The sequence below is a fragment of the Labrenzia sp. VG12 genome (assembly GCF_002237595.1).
In the GTDB taxonomy this organism is placed as follows: Bacteria; Pseudomonadota; Alphaproteobacteria; order Rhizobiales; family Stappiaceae; genus Roseibium.
Window position 1 is genome coordinate 5,853,242 of sequence record NZ_CP022529.1, and the last position, 17,333, is coordinate 5,870,574.

General features: G+C 60.3%; 10 protein-coding genes and 3 pseudogenes. 9 read left to right on the top strand and 4 right to left on the bottom strand.

Annotation, left to right across the window (positions count from 1 at the left end):
- Positions 1 to 23: 23 nt before the first annotated feature.
- Positions 24 to 3,544, bottom strand: a pseudogene (locus CHH27_RS26995) (NahK/ErcS family hybrid sensor histidine kinase/response regulator).
- Between the two features lie 288 nt (positions 3,545 to 3,832).
- Between CHH27_RS26995 and CHH27_RS27000 the strand changes: the two are divergent.
- The 5 genes and pseudogenes from CHH27_RS27000 to CHH27_RS27020 all read left to right on the top strand — a co-directional run bounded on the left by CHH27_RS27000 (position 3,833) and on the right by CHH27_RS27020 (position 8,334).
- Positions 3,833 to 5,005: a pyridoxal phosphate-dependent aminotransferase gene (locus tag CHH27_RS27000; RefSeq protein ID WP_094074348.1), complete on the top strand. Its 1,173-nt coding sequence runs from the start codon at positions 3,833 to 3,835 to the stop codon at positions 5,003 to 5,005.
- A 74-nt stretch (positions 5,006 to 5,079) separates the two neighbouring features.
- Entirely contained in the window at positions 5,080 to 6,279 is a 1,200-nt protein-coding gene (locus CHH27_RS27005; protein ID WP_094074349.1) for a nitrogen regulation protein NR(II), read from the top strand.
- Between the two features lie 5 nt (positions 6,280 to 6,284).
- Positions 6,285 to 6,898 (top strand): annotated as a pseudogene (locus tag CHH27_RS27010) (response regulator transcription factor).
- A 101-nt stretch (positions 6,899 to 6,999) separates the two neighbouring features.
- The gene (locus CHH27_RS27015; protein ID WP_208988401.1) at positions 7,000 to 7,380 is read left to right on the top strand and encodes a response regulator; all 381 of its coding nucleotides are present in this window, start codon (positions 7,000 to 7,002) and stop codon (positions 7,378 to 7,380) included.
- Positions 7,381 to 7,620: 240 nt separating this feature from the next.
- The gene (locus CHH27_RS27020) at positions 7,621 to 8,334 is read left to right on the top strand and encodes a Crp/Fnr family transcriptional regulator (RefSeq protein ID WP_094074350.1); all 714 of its coding nucleotides are present in this window, start codon (positions 7,621 to 7,623) and stop codon (positions 8,332 to 8,334) included.
- Positions 8,335 to 8,666: 332 nt separating this feature from the next.
- Here the strand turns inward: CHH27_RS27020 and hemN are convergent, their stop codons facing one another.
- Positions 8,667 to 10,043, bottom strand: a complete 1,377-nt coding sequence (hemN, locus tag CHH27_RS27025) for an oxygen-independent coproporphyrinogen III oxidase (protein ID WP_094074351.1) — start codon at positions 10,041 to 10,043, stop codon at positions 8,667 to 8,669.
- An 88-nt stretch (positions 10,044 to 10,131) separates the two neighbouring features.
- On the opposite strand from hemN, the gene CHH27_RS27030 reads away from it, so the two are divergent.
- A complete protein-coding gene (locus CHH27_RS27030) occupies positions 10,132 to 10,881 on the top strand; it encodes a glutathione S-transferase family protein (protein ID WP_198338312.1) in 750 nt (249 codons plus the stop codon).
- Positions 10,882 to 10,981: 100 nt separating this feature from the next.
- Positions 10,982 to 12,030: pseudogene (locus tag CHH27_RS28415) on the top strand (AbrB family transcriptional regulator).
- Between the two features lie 91 nt (positions 12,031 to 12,121).
- On the opposite strand, the gene glyA reads toward CHH27_RS28415, so the two are convergent.
- Complete coding sequence (glyA, locus tag CHH27_RS27040; RefSeq protein WP_094075045.1) at positions 12,122 to 13,444, bottom strand: serine hydroxymethyltransferase; 1,323 nt, start codon at positions 13,442 to 13,444, stop codon at positions 12,122 to 12,124.
- A 111-nt stretch (positions 13,445 to 13,555) separates the two neighbouring features.
- Here glyA and CHH27_RS27045 point away from each other — a divergent pair, with 111 nt between their 5' ends.
- On the top strand, positions 13,556 to 14,443 hold the full coding sequence (locus CHH27_RS27045; RefSeq protein ID WP_094074353.1) for a LysR family transcriptional regulator: 888 nt from the start codon (positions 13,556 to 13,558) through the stop codon (positions 14,441 to 14,443).
- Between the two features lie 5 nt (positions 14,444 to 14,448).
- Here the strand turns inward: CHH27_RS27045 and CHH27_RS27050 are convergent, their stop codons facing one another.
- A complete protein-coding gene (locus tag CHH27_RS27050; protein ID WP_247646165.1) occupies positions 14,449 to 15,378 on the bottom strand; it encodes a DMT family transporter in 930 nt (309 codons plus the stop codon).
- A gap of 297 nt (positions 15,379 to 15,675) precedes the next feature.
- Here CHH27_RS27050 and ccoN point away from each other — a divergent pair, with 297 nt between their 5' ends.
- On the top strand, positions 15,676 to 17,331 hold the full coding sequence (gene ccoN, locus CHH27_RS27055; RefSeq protein WP_094074354.1) for a cytochrome-c oxidase, cbb3-type subunit I: 1,656 nt from the start codon (positions 15,676 to 15,678) through the stop codon (positions 17,329 to 17,331).
- Positions 17,332 to 17,333: the final 2 nt, after the last annotated feature.

Below are 17,333 nucleotides of genomic sequence, written 5' to 3' on the forward strand. Positions count from 1 at the left end.
TCACGAGCTGAAACGGATTGCGCCTATTCTGCAGCCTGTCCCGCCTGGCAGCGCGCCAGGTGGGCACGCAGGGCGGCGGGCTTGAGCGGCTTGTTGAAAAACGCGATGTCCTTGTCGCTGGCTTCGGTGCGCACCGCCCGGCTGCGATCCGCAGTGATCAGGATCGCCGGGGTATGCTGGCCGAATTTCCAGCGAAGTTTCACGATTGCCTCGATGCCGGTGCCGTTGTCGAGATGGTAATCCGCCAGAATGACGTCCGGGGTAAGCCCCGCCTTGTTCAGTTCCAGCGCCGCTTGCGTTTCGTCAGGGGCGGTGATGACGCGGCAATGCCAGTTGGTCAACAGGTGGCGCATGCCGCTCAGGATGTCGGGTTCGTTATCGATGGCCACAACACAAAGACCTTCAAGCTGACCGGAGGGGGGGCAATCTGGTGCACGGGCGCACTGTCGGGTACCGCCGTCGATCGGGGCAACTCGACTGAGAAACAAGAGCCCTTGTTGGCTTCGGAACGCAGCTCGACCGGATGTTTCAGGACGTGGCTGATCCGTTCGACAATCGACAGTCCCAGACCCAGGCCCTTCGCCATGCGCATGCCGTCATCCAGGCGATGAAATTCCTGGAAGATGGCTTTCTGCTTGCTTTTCGGGATGCCCATGCCCGTGTCGTGAACCTCGACCAGAACCCGATTGCCGCGTTGGCGGCAGCCCACCAGGACACGTCCTTCCTGCGTATACTTCAAGGCGTTGGACACCAGGTTCTGCAACAGGCGGCGCAACAGTCTGCGGTCTGTTCTCACCGACACGGATGTCGGAACAATGCGGAGGTCCAGGCCCTTGTCTTCCGCAACAGGCTGAAAGTCCAGTGCAAGTCCGCTGAGCAGCTCGTCAAGTCTGAACACAGTCGGCTCGGGTTTCAGCGCACCCGTGTCGAGCCGGGAAATATCCAGAACGGCGCCAAGAATGTCCTCGACCGATTCCAGCGACATTTCGACGTTGCGCACCAGTTCCCCGTCCTCGGCCTCCCGGAGCTTGTCGACCAGCACGGAGGCATAAAGGCGGGCCGCGTTGAGCGGCTGCAGGATGTCGTGCCCGGCGGCTGCCAGAAACCGCGTCTTGCCGATATTGGCTTCCTCAGCCGCGCGTGTCGCTTCCACAAGACGTTCGTTGACGTGGGTAAGTTCTTCCGTGCGTTCGCGTACCCTGCGTTCCAGCGTCTCGTTGGCTCTGGCAAGCGCCTCTTCCGCCAGGACGCGTTCGGTGATGTCGGTGTAGGTGGTCACGATGCCGCCGTCGGGCATGGGGCTGATGCGCACCTCGAACACGGTGCCGCTTGATTCCAGCTTTTCCTGGAAGGTCTCCTGAAGCAGCACCAGCTTCTCGATCCGGTCGGCAATCAGGGCCTCGACAGGGCCCGCACCAAATTCACCCCGCTCCGCATTGAAGCGCAGGATGGCGTCGAGGGTTGTTCCGACCTGACCGTATTCTGCCGGTAGTCCCAACTGGTCACGGAACTGGCGGTTCCAGCAGATCAGCCTCAGGTCCCGGTCAAACACCCCGATGCCCTGGCGCACCTGGTCCAGGGCGGTCTGCAGGAGATCGCGGTTGTACTGGATCGCCATGGAGGCATCGTCGAGCAGCTTGACCGCGCCTTTGGTCGACGGGTCATGCCGTTTCAGCATCAAGGTCAGCACCAGCCGTGATGACGCCGCACCGATGGCACTGGCAAGCAGCTGTTCGGAAAACCGGAGCAGGTTGGCATCCGCCAAAGTGTTCGGATCCAGCTCCTTGCCCCGTTCGCTGGCGAACCTGAGGAAAGAGCGCTCGGTCCGTTCTTCGCCAAGGTAGCGCGCCACTGTCGCCTGCAGATTGCCTGCAGTGACGGACGTGCGCCAGTACCGGAGGTTGGGGGAAGGCGTGAGTTCGGCCGGCACGAACACGTTCGCCTGCAGCGTTTCCGCCGGCAGCGGCTTGCGCAGGAAGGAAGCGCCGACAAACAGGCAGATATTGACACCCAGGCTCCAGAGTGTGCCGTGAATGAAGGGATCCATGTCGAGGCCGAGCAGGCCTTGCGGGTTCAGAGCCTCGATGCCGAAAGGGCCAGTTGCGAGAAAGCCGTCGGACATGAGGCCCGATTTGGCGAAGGTCGGCAGCAGCAACGTATAGGCCCAGACGAAGAAGCCGCCGCAAAGCCCGGCGATCGCGCCAAGAGACGTTGCCCGCCGCCAGAACAGGGCCCCTATGAAGGCCGGTGCAAATTGCGCAATGGCCGCAAAGGACAGCAGCCCGATCGAGACGAGCGCAGCCGTATTCCCCGCTGCCTTGTAATAGGCATAGGCGAGAAGAAGAATGGCAAAGATCGACAGCCTTCGAATTGTGAGCAGACGGCTGCTCATGTCCTTTCCGGAGGTGTTGACGATCTCCTCTTCGCTGTGCCGCCGAAGAAGCAGGGGCACAACGATGTCATTGGAAATCATGATCGACAGCGCCACGGTGGCAACAATCACCATCGCAGTCGCTGCGGACAATCCGCCGATAAAGGCAAATAATGCAAGCCAGTGCTGGCCTGCATCGAGCGGCAGGGCCAAAACGTAAGTGTCCGGATTGATATCCTGACCGAAGCGCAACATGCCGGCAGCTGCGATCGGGATCACGAACAGGTTGATCAGCACCAGGTAGAGCGGGAACATCCAGGTCGCCCGCCGCAGCTCCGCATCGGAGTTGTTTTCGGTGACGGTGACGTGAAATTGCCGAGGCAGCAGCAGCACGGCAAAGGCGGACAGACAGGACATGACCAGCCAGTTGCCGATATTCATCGGCTGGTCGAAGACTTCGGCAACCTCCGGCGCTTCCGAAATCGAGCGGATCAGGTGCAGCGGTCCGTCGAAAAGGAAGTAGGTAACCCATATACCGACGGCCAGAAAGGCGATCAGTTTGACCACAGCTTCCGCGGCGATTGCCAGCATCAGGCCTTCCTGGTGCTCGGTCGCATCGATGTAGCGTGTTCCGAAGGCCCAGCTGAAGATCGCCATGCCGAGGGCGATCATCAACGTGATGTCGTCAAAGATCGGCGCAAACATGAAGCCGGGTGAAATCAGCGACCCGGCAAGCGTCGTGATCGACAGCGACAGGGCCTTCAGCTGCAGCGCGATATAGGGAATGACACCGATCACCGCGATGATCGTTGCCAGAGCAGCCACCGATTGGCTCTTGCCGTAACGGGCGCCGATGAAATCGGCAATCGAGGTGATGCTTTCCGTCTTTGAAATCTGGATGATCCGCTGCAACAGCGGATAGCCGAGGGCAAACACCAGCAGCGGGCCGATATAGATGGTCAGAAACTCAATGCCGGTTCGGCTGGCATTGCCGACGGAACCGAAAAACGTCCAGGACGTGCAGTAGACCGACAGCGACAGGGCATAGATAAACGGGCGGCCGCGCGAGCGAGGTGACTTGCGCCGGGTCATGCGGTCGCCATAGCTGGCAATCGCGAACAAGCACAGAATATAGGCCGTCGCGGCCAATATCACGAGCCATCCGTGCATCATGGTCTGGTTTACCGTCCTCCCGAGCGGTTGCCCGGTTCCCGTGCCTCGGCTATGGCCTCTGGAACCGAGTCGCGAATTCTTCGTTCGCTATCCGTGCTGATCGGACCACAGCCAGGATGTTCTGTCCATTGGTCATGTGATGGAGATCGCTGCGAAGCACGATCAGGTTCAACGGGTTGTCCCTTCCGGACCGATCACGACTGGTGAAGTCTGTTTCACATTCTTTCATGAAACATCGAGCGTCAAACGGGCTAAGCTGCGCCAAAACAGGACACAGGGGATTTGAGTGTGACCAGCCTGATTGACCGGTTGAGCATGGGTGCGCGCAAGGCGCCGGAAAGCGGAATTGTCGAGATATTCAATGCTGGATGGGGGCGCGAGGACCTGATCCCCCTCTGGGCGGGAGAGGGCGACCTGCCGACGCCGGATTTCATCTCGAGAGCCGCCAAGGAGTCCCTCGACCGGGGTGAGACGTTTTACACCTGGCAGCGCGGAATTCCGCCGCTGCGTGAAGCTCTCGCCGACTATCATCAGCGCCTTTATGGCCGGCCCTTCTTGTCGGAACGCTTTTATGTCACCGGCTCCGGGATGCAGGCAATCCAGCTCGCCGTGCAAGCGGTCTGTGATGCCGGCAGTGACGTCATAGTGCCGACACCGGCCTGGCCGAACATCACTGCAGCGGTCGAAGTGCACGGTGCACGGGCTGTCAGTGTGCCGATGCATGAAGATGAGACCGGCTGGCACTTGAGCGTCGAAGATGTCGAGGCGGCGATCACGCCCCAGACAACGGCGCTTTTTCTGAATTCTCCGTGCAATCCGACGGGCTGGGCAGCGAGCGAAGACCTGCTCAAGGCATTTCTCGAGCTGGCACGCCGCCACAGCCTCTGGATTATCGCCGACGAAATCTACGCTCTGTTCTATTACGGTGATGCCGAGCGGGCGCCGTCTTTCTATGACGTTGCCGAAGACGATGATCAGATCATCTTTGTCAATTCCATGTCCAAGAACTGGGCCATGACCGGTTGGCGGGTTGGCTGGATTTCAGCCCCGCCCGCACTCGGGCAGGTTTTTGAAAATCTCATCCAGTATTCGACCTCTGGCGTGCCGTCCTTTTCGCAATGGGGCGCCGTCGCGGCTTTGACGGAAGGGCAGGAGTTCCTGAAGGAGCAGGTCGCCAGGGCGCGCGCCGGGCGGGACTGCGTCGTCAACGGGCTCAAGGGTCTGAACCGGGTTCGTGTCGTGCCGCCTCAAGGCGCATTTTACCTGTTCTTTTCGGTGGATGGCGTGACGGATACCCGTCGCTTCGCTCTGGATCTCGTTCGCCAGACAGGTGTCGGTCTGGCCCCGGGAACGGCCTTTGGAGAAGGTGGCGCACACTGCCTGCGATTGTGTTATGCGCGCAGCGAGGATCAGCTGAGGGAAGCGGTGCGTCGAATTAGCGCTTGGATACCAGAGATTTAGACATTCAATGGGTTGCTGGCATACGTGAAACCCCTTAAACCTTGAATGGACGTGATTTCCATTTGGGTACCGGGATGGCCCACGACGACGTAATCGACCAGGATGAGGAACATGCCGCGGTAACGGAAGCGCGTCTTGCGAGCGTTTTCGATACGGCGGCAGACGGCATTGTCGTGATCAATGACCGTGGGCAGGTGCTTGCCTTCAACAAGGCCTGCGAGCGCCTGTTCGGATATGAGGCCGCGGATCTCCTTGGGCGCAATGTCAGCCGGATCATGCCTCCCGAATATGCCCGGGCGCATGATCGCTATGTTGACAATTATCTGAAGACCGGGACGAAAAAGATCATCGGTATCGGTCGCGAGGTTCAGGCCCAGCACAAGGACGGGACGATTTTCCCGATCGAATTGTCTGTGGGAGAAGCCGGCACACCGTGCGGACGCCAGTTCATCGGCATCTTGCGGGATTTGCGTCCGCGCAAGCAGATCGAGGACCGGCTGGCCAAGACACAGGCGCAACTGCTGCATATGACGCGGATCAGCGCTCTCGACGAGATGGGAGCGGCCATCGCGCACGAGTTGAACCAGCCGCTGACCGCCGTCCTGCTTTATCTCCAGTCAGTGTCCCGCAAGGCCAGGGCTGAGGCCTCACTGGATCCCCTGATCCTGGAAGTGATCGACAAGGCCGTCCGGGAAGCCGAGCGCGCGGGTGACATTATCCAGCGCATGCGTCAGCTGGTGGAAAAGAAGGCGCCGGAACGGCAAAGCGTGGAGGTGGCACAGCTGGTCGCAACCTGCCTGGAAATGGCGGAGCTCGGGGCTGGCGACAGCGCCCCCGTCATGCAGGCGGATGTCGAGCCGGACTTGCCTCCCCTGAAGGCGGACCCGGTTCAGATCCGGCAGATACTGATCAATCTTCTGCGCAATGCACGCGAGGCGGTGGCCGACCAGGTCGATCGCAAGGTTGTGTTGTCTGTCCGCCGCGCCGCGGACCGGCTGGAGTTCAGGGTGACGGATAATGGTCCAGGGGTCCCGGCGGAAGTCGTCGACGGCTTGTTCCGGGCATTCACCGGGGCAAAACACAAGGGTGTTGGTCTCGGATTGGCCATTTCGCGCTCGATCGCGCAAAATCACGGGGGCGACTTGCGGCATGAGCCGGTGTCTCAGGGAACCGGAGCCTCCTTTCTGCTGACCTTGCCCATTGATCCGCCGGATAACGGGCCGGACGGAGAGCCGGTATCGGCCAGTCTGATTGAAGAGAGAACAGGGAATTGAACCAAATGAAAGCTGACGCGGAGGCCATTTACATCGTTGACGACGACCCTGCGGTTCGTGATGCCCTGTCGGTTCTGTTCAACATGGAAGGCTACGTTGTCGAGACCTTTTCCGATGGCGACGAATTTGTCAGCTCCGCACAGAAGTCCACACCGGCCTGCGTGATGCTCGACGTGCACATGCCGGGACGTTCCGGCATCGAGATTCTCAAGGCGCTCAACGCCGAAAGCTACCCGGCTCCGGTCTTCATCATCTCCGGGCAGGGCGACATTCCCATGGCAGTGGAAGCCATCCGCAACGGTGCCTTTGACTTTATCGAAAAGCCCTTTTCAGCCGAAGCTGTTCTGGAGCGCGTCAAGGAAAGCATTGCCATCAACCGCGCAAGGCAAAATGAAGACGCTGCACCGTCTTTCCAGGGGCCGAGTCGTTGACCCGGCGCGAGCTGGAAGTGCTCAAGGAAATCACGGACGGCGCTTCGAACAAGGAAGCAGGGCGCTCGCTGGGCATCAGTCCGAGAACCGTCGAGGTGCACCGGGCGCGTATCATGGAAAAACTGGGTGCGCGAAATGCTGCAGACCTGGTCCGCATTGTATTGGGTCACCCTACAACCGGCGCATAGCCTCCACGCGGGGTAATTCAACCAGTAAAACCGCCGTGAGCATGCAGTTAAAACGTATTACTGCGTACAGTCTTGGCCGTTCAATTGGCGTATCATGAAAGATGGCGCGACCTGTTGTGGCGCTGTCAGGATTTGTGCGCGTGATCATTCACATTGTGGAAGACGATGAAGCGGTAGCCGATGCGCTGGCAATTGCGCTGGAAGCTCAGGACCATCGTCCGAAAACCTATCAGGACGGTGAAACCTTTCTGGCCGAGGCAATGCCTTCGGCAGAGGACTGGGTCATTGTCGACCTGGGTTTGCCCGGCAAGAGCGGGGCCGATGTCGTGCGTGAATTGCTGGACCGGCCGGAAACGCCGGGCATTGTCGCCATATCCGGCAAGCCCCGCGTCAACTTGTTGCAGCAGATCAGGGATTTGCCGAACCTGACGGTACTCAGAAAACCGCTCTCCATCGACATGCTCACGAAAGCGATTGCCTGAGGTGTGTGAATAGCCTGACGCTTTGTCACGCGACTATTTAGCTCATATGTAATTGTTCTTACGCAGTCGACCGAATTTCTTCATCCCCTGGAGCTCGTTAGAGTTGCCCTGTAAATCGCGAAACGTCGGACGGGACGTCTTCGTGGTGGCTCACTTTCCGGCGCCCGGACGAATTGGCAACGGGAGGTGGCGCGGCTTCGCCGCAACAAATGCCGTGCAATTGGGCACGAAGGAGGGATTATGGCTTATTTCGACGTAGGCACCACCGGCCAGGGCGCGGGTGCAAGACCGCAGGTTACGCCACTCCACAAGCACCGCAAGCAGTCCTTTTCGGATTTCGGGGCGAAGAAGGTTTCACACGATACTCATTCGGTCATCTATTACGAAGGGGACACCGCCAGACGCCTTTATGAATTGGCCAGCGGTTCTGTGATGCTTTTCAAACTGCTGCCGGACGGGCGCCGCCAGGTGGTCGAAGTCCTGCAGCCCGGCGATATTTTCGGTCTTGCCGGTGGCGACGAATATGACTGCACAGCCGAAACGCTGACTGAAGCCGAGATGCATGAAATCGATCTGCGTCAGGTCGAACAATCCACGGAGCTTCAGAGTACGCTGACCAAGTGTCTGACCAACCAGATGCGCGTTCTGCATGAGCACGCCGTGCTTCTCGGCCGGAAGTCCGCCGTTGAACGTGTCGCGAGCTTCCTGATGCATCTTGTGCCGGACCGTGGCGGGCTGGGCTGTGTTGGCCCAGACGTCGAGGAGCAGGACGGTCATGACCTGCAATTGCACATGACCCGTCAGGAAATCGCCGACTACCTGGGTCTGACCATCGAAACTGTCAGCCGCGTCGTTTCCGATCTGAAGCGTCGGAACGTGATCCGTGTCGACAAGGCTGACCGGATCCATATCAACAAGGTTTGCGGTCTGTGTCAGATGACCGGTATGCATTAAACGTCCACGCAGATGTGGAACTGAAAAGGCCGCGAACATCGCGGCCTTTTTCGTTTTGGCTTTGAAATGGCCGAAAAAGGTCTGGAGCCGGGTCGAGGTTTTCTCAGAAACACGCCGACAGGGCGAGTGTTTCATGAGATCCGGAAGGGGCGCTTGAAGCGTAGCGCTTCATCACGGCAGATCTGTCATGCCCACGCGCAGCAGGCGGTCTGGCCGGGCAGGGGCTGATCTGTCCCTTGATCGGCCGTTGCGTGAGGCCGACACCCTCTAAGCGATCCCAAATCAAAGGGAAAATGGTGCGCGAGCACATGCCCGGCGCACTCGAGGGAAACCTAAACCGCTGCGGAGTGACGCGCCTTGCCGCTCGCCTGGCTGTCAGCCAGATAGGCATCAAAGGCTGCCGCCGCGAGACGAACATAGGGCCGTCCGGCTTCGGTCACCTCAAGCCGGGCCGTTTGCTCGTCGTCGCGTTGAACGCGCACCAGCCCGTCCGACGCCAGTTCATCCAGTGCGGCGAGTGCGTCCTGCACGTGCTGAACCGACAGGCCAAAGGCTTGGCAGACCGGTGTCAGATCGCAGGCGTAATTGGTCATGATCTCTTCGATGATGCGCCCGCGCAGGCGATCGTCGGTCGACAGGGCCAGGCCCTTGGAAACGGGCAGCTGACCGGCCATGACCGCCCGGCGCCAGTTGCCGACATCCGGCATGTTCTGGATGAACCCGGAGGACAGTTTGCCGATGGACGATACGCCGAAGCCTATCAACTGGTCGCCCTGATCGGTCGTGTACCCCTGGAAGTTTCTTTTCAGTGAGCCGTCTTCCAGTGCAACGGCCATGCTGTCGTTCGGCTTGGCGAAATGATCCAGACCGACGGCGACATAGCCGGCCTTTGTCAGCTCCGCCCGGGCAAGGTCGGCCAGGTGCAGCCGCTCCGCGGCGTTGGGCAGGGTGCTTTCGTCGATCAGACGCTGATGCTTGCGCATCCAGGGAACATGTGCGTAGCCAAACAGTGCAATCCGGCCGGGGGCCAGTGACAGGGTCTTTTCCACCGTGTCCAGGATCGTGGCAGCGGTTTGACCCGGCAGGCCGTACATCAGGTCAAAATTGAGATCCTCAAGACCGGCGCTGCGCAGATGCGCCACTGCTTGTTCCACGATTTCATAAGGCTGTACACGCCCGATGGCCCTTTGAACATCAGGATCGAAATCCTGAACACCCAGGCTCGCCCGGTTGACCCCGATCAGGGCGAGTGTCTCGGCGAGTTCCGCGCTGACAAGACGCGGGTCGAGTTCAATGGCGTGTTCCACTTTCGGATCAAGATCGAACTGAACCCTGAGCAAGCCCGCCAGATCGATCAGGCTCTGGCGCGGCAGCAGGCTCGGCGTGCCGCCGCCCCAGTGGATGTGCCGTACTGGGCCGGCATTGGCCAGATGCTCACTGACCAGGCTGATTTCCTGGCCGAGCGTCGCTGCATAGGTCTTCAGCGGCGCATCCTGACGGGTTGCCTTGGTGTGACAACCGCAATAGTGGCAAAGCTCCCGGCAATAGGGCACATGCAGGTAAAGCGACAGCGAATCGTCAGGCGAGATGGCGCTCAGCCAATTCGCATAAGTCTTGGCCGTCACGCCGTCATGAAAATGCGGCGCTGTCGGATAGCTGGTGTAGCGCGGTACGTTGCGCATGGCGTGGGAGAGCGGGTCCTTCATCATGGCGCCATCTAAGCGACAGTCCAGTCGCGCCGCCTTGATATTGCTCAAGGCCAGCCGGCCGGTTCGGAAATGGAAGAGGATGACTTACGTGACCCAGATACCTGCGGCTGTCGGCCCGAAACTCGAGGAAAATGGTGCATTGACGCGGTATCGGCTGCATGGGTCGCCGGACAGTGCCAATCTGGTGGTTCGCATGATGCTGGAGGAACTGGGCGAAGCCTATGACTACGTGCCTGTTGACCGGCTGACCTCGCAGCAGAAATCGCCAGCCTACCGCAAACTCAATCCGCAGGGACTGATTCCGGTGCTCGAGGCGCCGGGACAGGATGCACCCCTGTTTGAAACAGGCGCGATCCTGCTTTTCCTGAGTGACCGTCATGCACAACTGGCGCCGGGTGCGGCCTCTCCGGCACGCGGACGCTTTCTCAAATGGCTGTTCTATCTTTCCAATACGCTGCATTCGGATCTGCGCATTTCCTTCAAGGTCAAACGCTATCTGCCCGACCAGAGCAGGCATCAGCTGTTTTCAGACACCTTGATTGAGCGGATCGGCGCCGGGTTTCAGTTCCTGGAGGCGGAACTGGAAACGGGTAGCGGGCCCTTTCTGCTGGGAGAGGACGTTTCCTGCGTCGATCTTTACCTGGCGGCCTGTGTTCGCTGGGCGCAGATTTACGGAAATAGCGGCAAGTGGGACCTTGCCGGAACGCCTTGTCTGCAACAGCTCATGGAGACCCTGGAGGATCGCCCGGCTCTGCGCCTGGCCTGCCAGAAGGAAGGCATCGAGGGGCTGCCCTTCACGAAACCGGTGCCGGTGACCTTGCCGGGTGTCAGAGGATAATATTGATCAGATTGATCATGTTGATCCATGCAATCAATCATGAAGCCTGAAAAATCTTCGCATATAGAACGGGATGTCCGTAGATGATATCCGGTTGTTCATGTCGTTCTCCCACTTCCAAGTTTCGGCTGCGCGCCTCGCCCTGACCCTCCTGATTGCCGCTTGCGGTGGCAGTGTCTTCTACTGGTTGGGGCTTCCTGCTGCGTGGCTGTCCGGTGCGATGGTGTTCGTCGCCGTCTCGACCCTTGCAGGGGCACCGACGCTGCTGCCCAATCGCCTCCGCGACGCCCTGTTTGTTCTGATCGGCATCTCGATGGGTGCGGGTGTCCGGCCGGACGTGGTCGAACGGATCGGCGAATGGCCAATCTCCATGGCGCTGCTGGTTGTTGTTGTTGTCGGCGTTACGGTGGCCGGCTACGCGGTTCTTCATTTCGGGGCGAAGTGGTCGCGGGAAACGGCCTATTTTGGGGCGATTCCCGGTGCTCTCTCGTATGTGATCGCCCTTGCCACGGACCGGGGCGCAGACTTGCCGCGCATTGCCTCCAGCCAGTCGCTGCGCCTGTTTGTGCTGGTTGCCATTTTGCCGTTTGCGGTTGTGTCGACCAACGGCGTTGTCGAAGGCGAGGGCGGGCAGGTTCTGGTCTCGTCCCCGGCAGAAATACTTGTCGGGGTCCCTATCTGCCTGCTGGCCAGTTGGCTGGCCGTCAGGGCCAGGGTGCCGGGGGCTGGATGACGGGCGCTTTTTTCATGAGCGCGGGCCTGAACGCATCCGGTGCACTCACTCTGGCCCTGCCGCAATTTGTCGTGCTTCCCTGTTTTGTCATGATGGGCGCCATGATCGGCTGCCGCTTCGCCAACATGACGTTTCGCGAATTTGTCAGTGTGCTCGGTGCGTCGCTCGCGGCCTTTTGCGCAGCCTTCCTGACGTCGATCGCGGGAGCATTGCTGGTATCGAACCTGGTCGACATTCCCTTCGGACAGGCGCTCCTGGCCTACGCGCCGGGCGGGCTGGAAGTGATGACGATCCTCGCCTTCATGCTCGATCTTGATCCGGCCTTTGTCGCGGCCCACCAGATCGCCCGCTTCACCGGCATGGTCCTGCTTCTGCCGCTGGTAACCGGGCTGGTGCTCGGCCGCCGGCAGGTGTGAGGTCATTTGACCGATCAAAATGACCACGTCACCTAGCTTCAGTGCTCGCTGAAAATCAGGTAGCGGTTCCTTGTCCAAACTGGGGCCGGGATCAGTTTGAAACGAAATGCAGGCTGTTGAAGGTTCTCCGCCAGGCCGCTGTTTTTTCAGCCATCGCAGCCGGATCATTCGATCGAAGTGCCTCGGCGACCAGCCCGGCCAGTTCCGGCATGTCGGCTTCGTTCATCCCCCAGCGGACGAGTTCCGGTGTTCCGAACCTCAGACCGTTCATGTCGCCTTTGACCGGTGCGATCGGCAAGCCGATGCCGCAGGCGAGGAACCCGGCCTGGCGCAGTTTCTTCGAGGCGGTCTGTCCGCCGCCTAAAGCTGCCGCTTCCAGGGCGAACTGATGTGACGCCGTGATGCCCTTGCTGGTGGAAAAGACCGGCAGCCCCTCTGCGGACAAGGCCTCGGCCAGGCGCTTCGACGTTGCCGCCATGGTCTCTGCATAGGCTTTGCCATGGTCGCGCCAGTCCAGGAGCGTGATCGCAAGGGCCGCCGATTTGGCGACGTCGAAATTGGCGGTCAGACCCGGAAAGGCGATCTTGTCGACCTTTGCGGCAAGATCCCTGTCGTTGCTGACGATCAGGCCGCCGGCGGGACCACCCAGGCTTTTATAGGTGCTCATGGTCATCAGGTGCGCACCCTCGGCCAGCGGATCGGCAAAGACACCTCCTGCGATCATGCCACACTGGTGGGCTGCATCGAACAGCACGTGGGCCCCGACCTCGTCGGCAATTGCGCGAATTTCCCGGACTGGATGCGGAAAGAGGTTGAGGCTCATGCCGATGGTGATCAGCTTGGGGCGCACGTCCAGAGCCATGGCACGCAGGCCTTCCAGGTCGATCGTGTAGCCGTCGGCGTCCACCGGAGCCTCGTGAATGGTGAGGCCATAAAGACCGGCGCATCCTGGAGCGTGGTGGGTCACGTGGCCGCCGACCGAGGCCGGCGGGGCGATGATCGCATCTCCAGGCTTTGTGGTGGCCATGAAGGCATAGAGGTTCGCGAGGGCGCCGGAAGCGACCCGGATCTCGGCATAAGTCGCGTTGAAAATCTCGCAGGCGAGATTGGCCGCGATCACTTCGATTTCCTCGATCGCCTCCAGCCCCATTTCGTATTTTTCACCCGGATGGCCCAGCGAGGGCCGTGATCCGAGGCCACTGGCCAGCAAGGCCTCGGCGCGCGGGTTCATGACATTTGTCGCCGGGTTGAGGTTGAAGCAGTCGCGTTCGTGGATCTGCCGGTTTTCCTCCGCAAGCGTTTCGATGCGCCCGGCGAGTGCCGTAGACGAAAGTCCGGAGGTGGCGCTGGTGATGTCTGAAATGCGGGTTCTGACCTCGCTGGCGAGCCAGGGAAGGGTATCGGCAAGTGTCATGTCGTTGCTCCAAGCGTCTCGGAAACCTGTTGCCTGGAGTGTCTTCGTTTGCTTGCTTTTCTGCAAATCAGAATTTAGAAAATAAAGGGCTAGAAAAACTAGGTCTTATCGATGCCGGTATCGCCTCCTGTTCCCAGATTGCCCTCCCTGAACGCCCTCAGGGCCTTTGAGGCTGCCGCGCGACTTGGCGGCTTTGCTCAGGCTGCGGAGGAATTGCAGGTCACGCCCGGTGCTGTCGCCGCGCAGATCAAGTCCCTGGAAGAGGAGGTTGGAGAGGCGCTCTTTGAACGTCATGCCAGAGGGGTGCGGCTGACGGCCCTGGGCGAGCGCAGCCTGCCGTGTTTCGTGACTGCATTTGACACATTGACCGACGCCGTCCGCGCAATGAAACTTGATGCGGCGCCGGGCAGGGTTCATGTCGCCGCGCTGCCCGCGCTGGCGCAGCTCTGGCTGGCGCCGCGACTGCCCTTGCTGCGCGAGCGCATTCCGGGTCTGGGTATATCAGTCACCGCGATGGAGGCTCCGCCCAATCTGAAACGTGTGCCGTTTGACCTCTGTCTCTTTTATGAAGGACGGCCAGCCCGGGGAAAGACGGTGCTTGGCGCTGACGCGCTCGTGCCGGTCTGCACGCCGAAGGTCGCCGAGACACTGCACAAGCCGGAAGACCTCGTCGATGCCGTCTGCCTGACCGATACGGCCTGGGCAGAGGATTGGCGAGTCTGGGCAGCTGCGGCCTGCCCGGAAATCGGCCTGGTGCCGAAAGGTCCGGTTTTTTCCCTCTATGCCCTTGCGGTGGAAGAGGCACTCAACGGCGCCGGGATTCTGATGGCCCATGAGGCTCTGGTTGCTGACCATCTGCAAAGCGGAACGCTTGTGGCACCGTTCAGCATCCGTGTGCCCCTGCCGGATGTCATTTCGATGTGGAGCCTGCCCGGCGGGCAGGGCAGCGGAACTGCTGCGCGCGTCAGCGAAGAGTTGCGCAAGCTGACTGCGTCCTGATGATTTCAGGCGGGATTGTCCTTTGCCCGGTCGGACGAACCGGACTGCACCTTTGCGCCCCGCCACAGGATGAACAGACCTGACCCGACAATGACCGCACATCCGGTCAGCATCTGGGCGTCGATGCCCTCGCCAAACCAGACGACACCCAGAAGGACGCCAAACAGAAGCCTTGTGTAGCGAAACGGCGTGACGGTGGAGACTTCACCTGTCCGCATGGCTTTCATCAGCGCGCTGTAGGCGACAACGCCGAAGGCCACGGCAGCGAGCAGAGCCAGCAGCGTTTCCTGTCCGGGCAGGGCGAATGCCGGCTGTTCCCAGAGCACGAAGGCGAGGCCGGCAATGACAATCGTCAGAAAGCCGTAAAAGCCCAGGACGTTGGTGCTCAGGGTTACGGGCGCGGCACGGCTGGCCAGGTCGCGGCCCGAAAACCCGAGCATGCCGACAACCGCCAGGAGAGAGAGCAGGGAAAAGCTGTCGCCCGCCGGACGCAAAACGATCAGAACACCGACAAGGCCGATGAGGATCGCGGTCCAGCGGCGCCAGCCAACCGTTTCTCCGAAGAACAGCGCAGCGCCGAGCACCACAAAGATCGGCGTAGCCTGAAGGATTGCCGTTGTCGAGGACAGTGGCGTCAGGGCAAGCGCAAGAATGTAGAACAGGCGCCCGACCAGTTCGAAGGCGAAGCGGATCTTCATGACGGGCGACAGCACGTCCCGGTGGAACACGGTCTCCCGCTTGATGGCGGCCAGTGCCCAAAAGGCGACGGCACCGCCAAGCCCGAACAGGATCAGGACTTCGCTCACCGGTAGGCCCGAAGCGGCCTGTTTGACCAGGGCATCTTCCAGGGCGAAGGCGGCCATCGCGGCAATCATCCAGAGGCTGCCGGCGACATTCGAAGACAGCACCGCGGATTTGAGGAAACGAAAAGGCAAGGATCAGGTCCGGATCGGGAAGGGCTGCGAAGAGATGCGCCTGTTTCCGGAACAGGGCCGGAAGGGCGTCAGAGCTGCGTTGCTTAGCACGAATGGTCACCCGTTGCTTTCAGAAAATTACAGCTGCAACAGGCCCTTATGGCACTGCCAGATTGTCGCGCATCCCGGGATTTCTACCAAAGGCGGAGGGGCAAACCCGGTTCCGTTGATATGAATCAACGCGTCTCCCGAAGGATCGTGCGCATGGTCGTGCCATCGTTGGCACCTTGCATGGATTCTAAGGACTGGGGCGCTAAAATGTCACAAAACAAGACCAATATGGTCTCGCTCGAGGAAGGTGGTTTTGCCATCTTTCTCGTGCTGCTTGCATTCGCCTGCATCATCGTTGCAGGCAAGACCTTTGATCAGGTCATGGCATTCCACGCTGGCATCGGGGCGTTGTTCGCCGCGGTCAGTGTCTTCCTGATCTTCAAAAACTACTTCGACGACGGCGGGCAGAAAATCCCGGCGGAAGTCGACGGCAAACCGAACTACAACATGGGGCCGGTCAAGTTCGGCACCATTGCAGCGATGTTCTGGGGGCTTGCGGGTTTCACCGTCGGGCTTGTCATCGCGTTGCAGCTGGCCTGGCCGGCGCTCAATTTCGATCTGCCCTGGACCAATTTCGGACGCCTGCGCCCACTGCACACCTCTGCGGTGATTTTTGCGTTTGGCGGCAACGTCCTGCTGGCAACGTCCATGTATGTCGTGCAGCGGACCTGCCGCGTACGCATGCCGGGCAAGATCCTGCCCTGGTTCGTGATCCTCGGCTACAACGCCTTCATCGTGATTGCCGGCACGGGCTATCTGCTCGGCGCCACGCAGGGCAAGGAATATGCGGAACCGGAATGGTATGCCGATCTGTGGCTGACCATCGTCTGGGTCTTCTACCTGCTCCTGTTCCTCGGCACGCTGTGGAAGCGCAAGGAACCGCACATCTATGTGGCCAACTGGTTCTATCTGGCGTTCATCGTCACGATTGCCATGCTGCACATCACCAACAACCTGACGATCCCGGTCTCGATCTACTCGACCAAGTCCTACATCGTCTGGGCGGGTGTTCAGGATGCGATGGTTCAATGGTGGTACGGCCACAACGCGGTGGGCTTCTTCCTGACCGCCGGCTTCCTGGCCATCATGTACTACTTCATTCCGAAGCAGGCTGATCGTCCGGTCTACTCCTACCGGCTGTCGATCGTGCACTTCTGGGCCCTGATCTTCATCTATATCTGGGCCGGACCGCACCACCTGCACTACACCGCTCTGCCGCAATGGGCCTCCACCCTCGGTGCAACCTTTTCCATCATCCTGTGGATGCCTTCCTGGGGCGGCATGATCAACGGTCTGATGACCCTGTCAGGCGCCTGGGACAAGCTCCGCACCGATCCGGTGCTGCGCATGATGGTGGTTTCGGTCGCCTTCTACGGCATGTCCACCTTCGAAGGCCCGCTGATGAGCCTGCGGTCCGTCAACTCCCTGTCGCACTACACGGACTGGACCATCGGTCACGTTCACTCCGGTGCGCTCGGCTGGGTCGGCTACATCTCCTTCGGCGCGATCTACTGCCTGGTTCCGTGGCTCTGGAACAAGAAGCAGCTCTATTCGCTGAAACTGGTGAACTGGCACTTCTGGCTGTCCACGCTCGGTATCGTTCTCTACATCACAGCGATGTGGGTGTCCGGTATCATGCAGGGCCTGATGTGGCGCGCCTATGACAGCCTCGGCTTCCTGGAATACTCCTTCGTGGAAACCGTGGAGGCGATGCATCCCTTCTACATCATCCGTGCTCTCGGTGGTGCGCTCTTCGTGATCGGCGCCGTGATCATGGCCTACAATCTCTGGATGACCGTCCGTCATGGCGAGGCTGAAGAAGCCGACACCACGCCGGCTGGCTCCCTGGCTCCGGCCGAATAAGG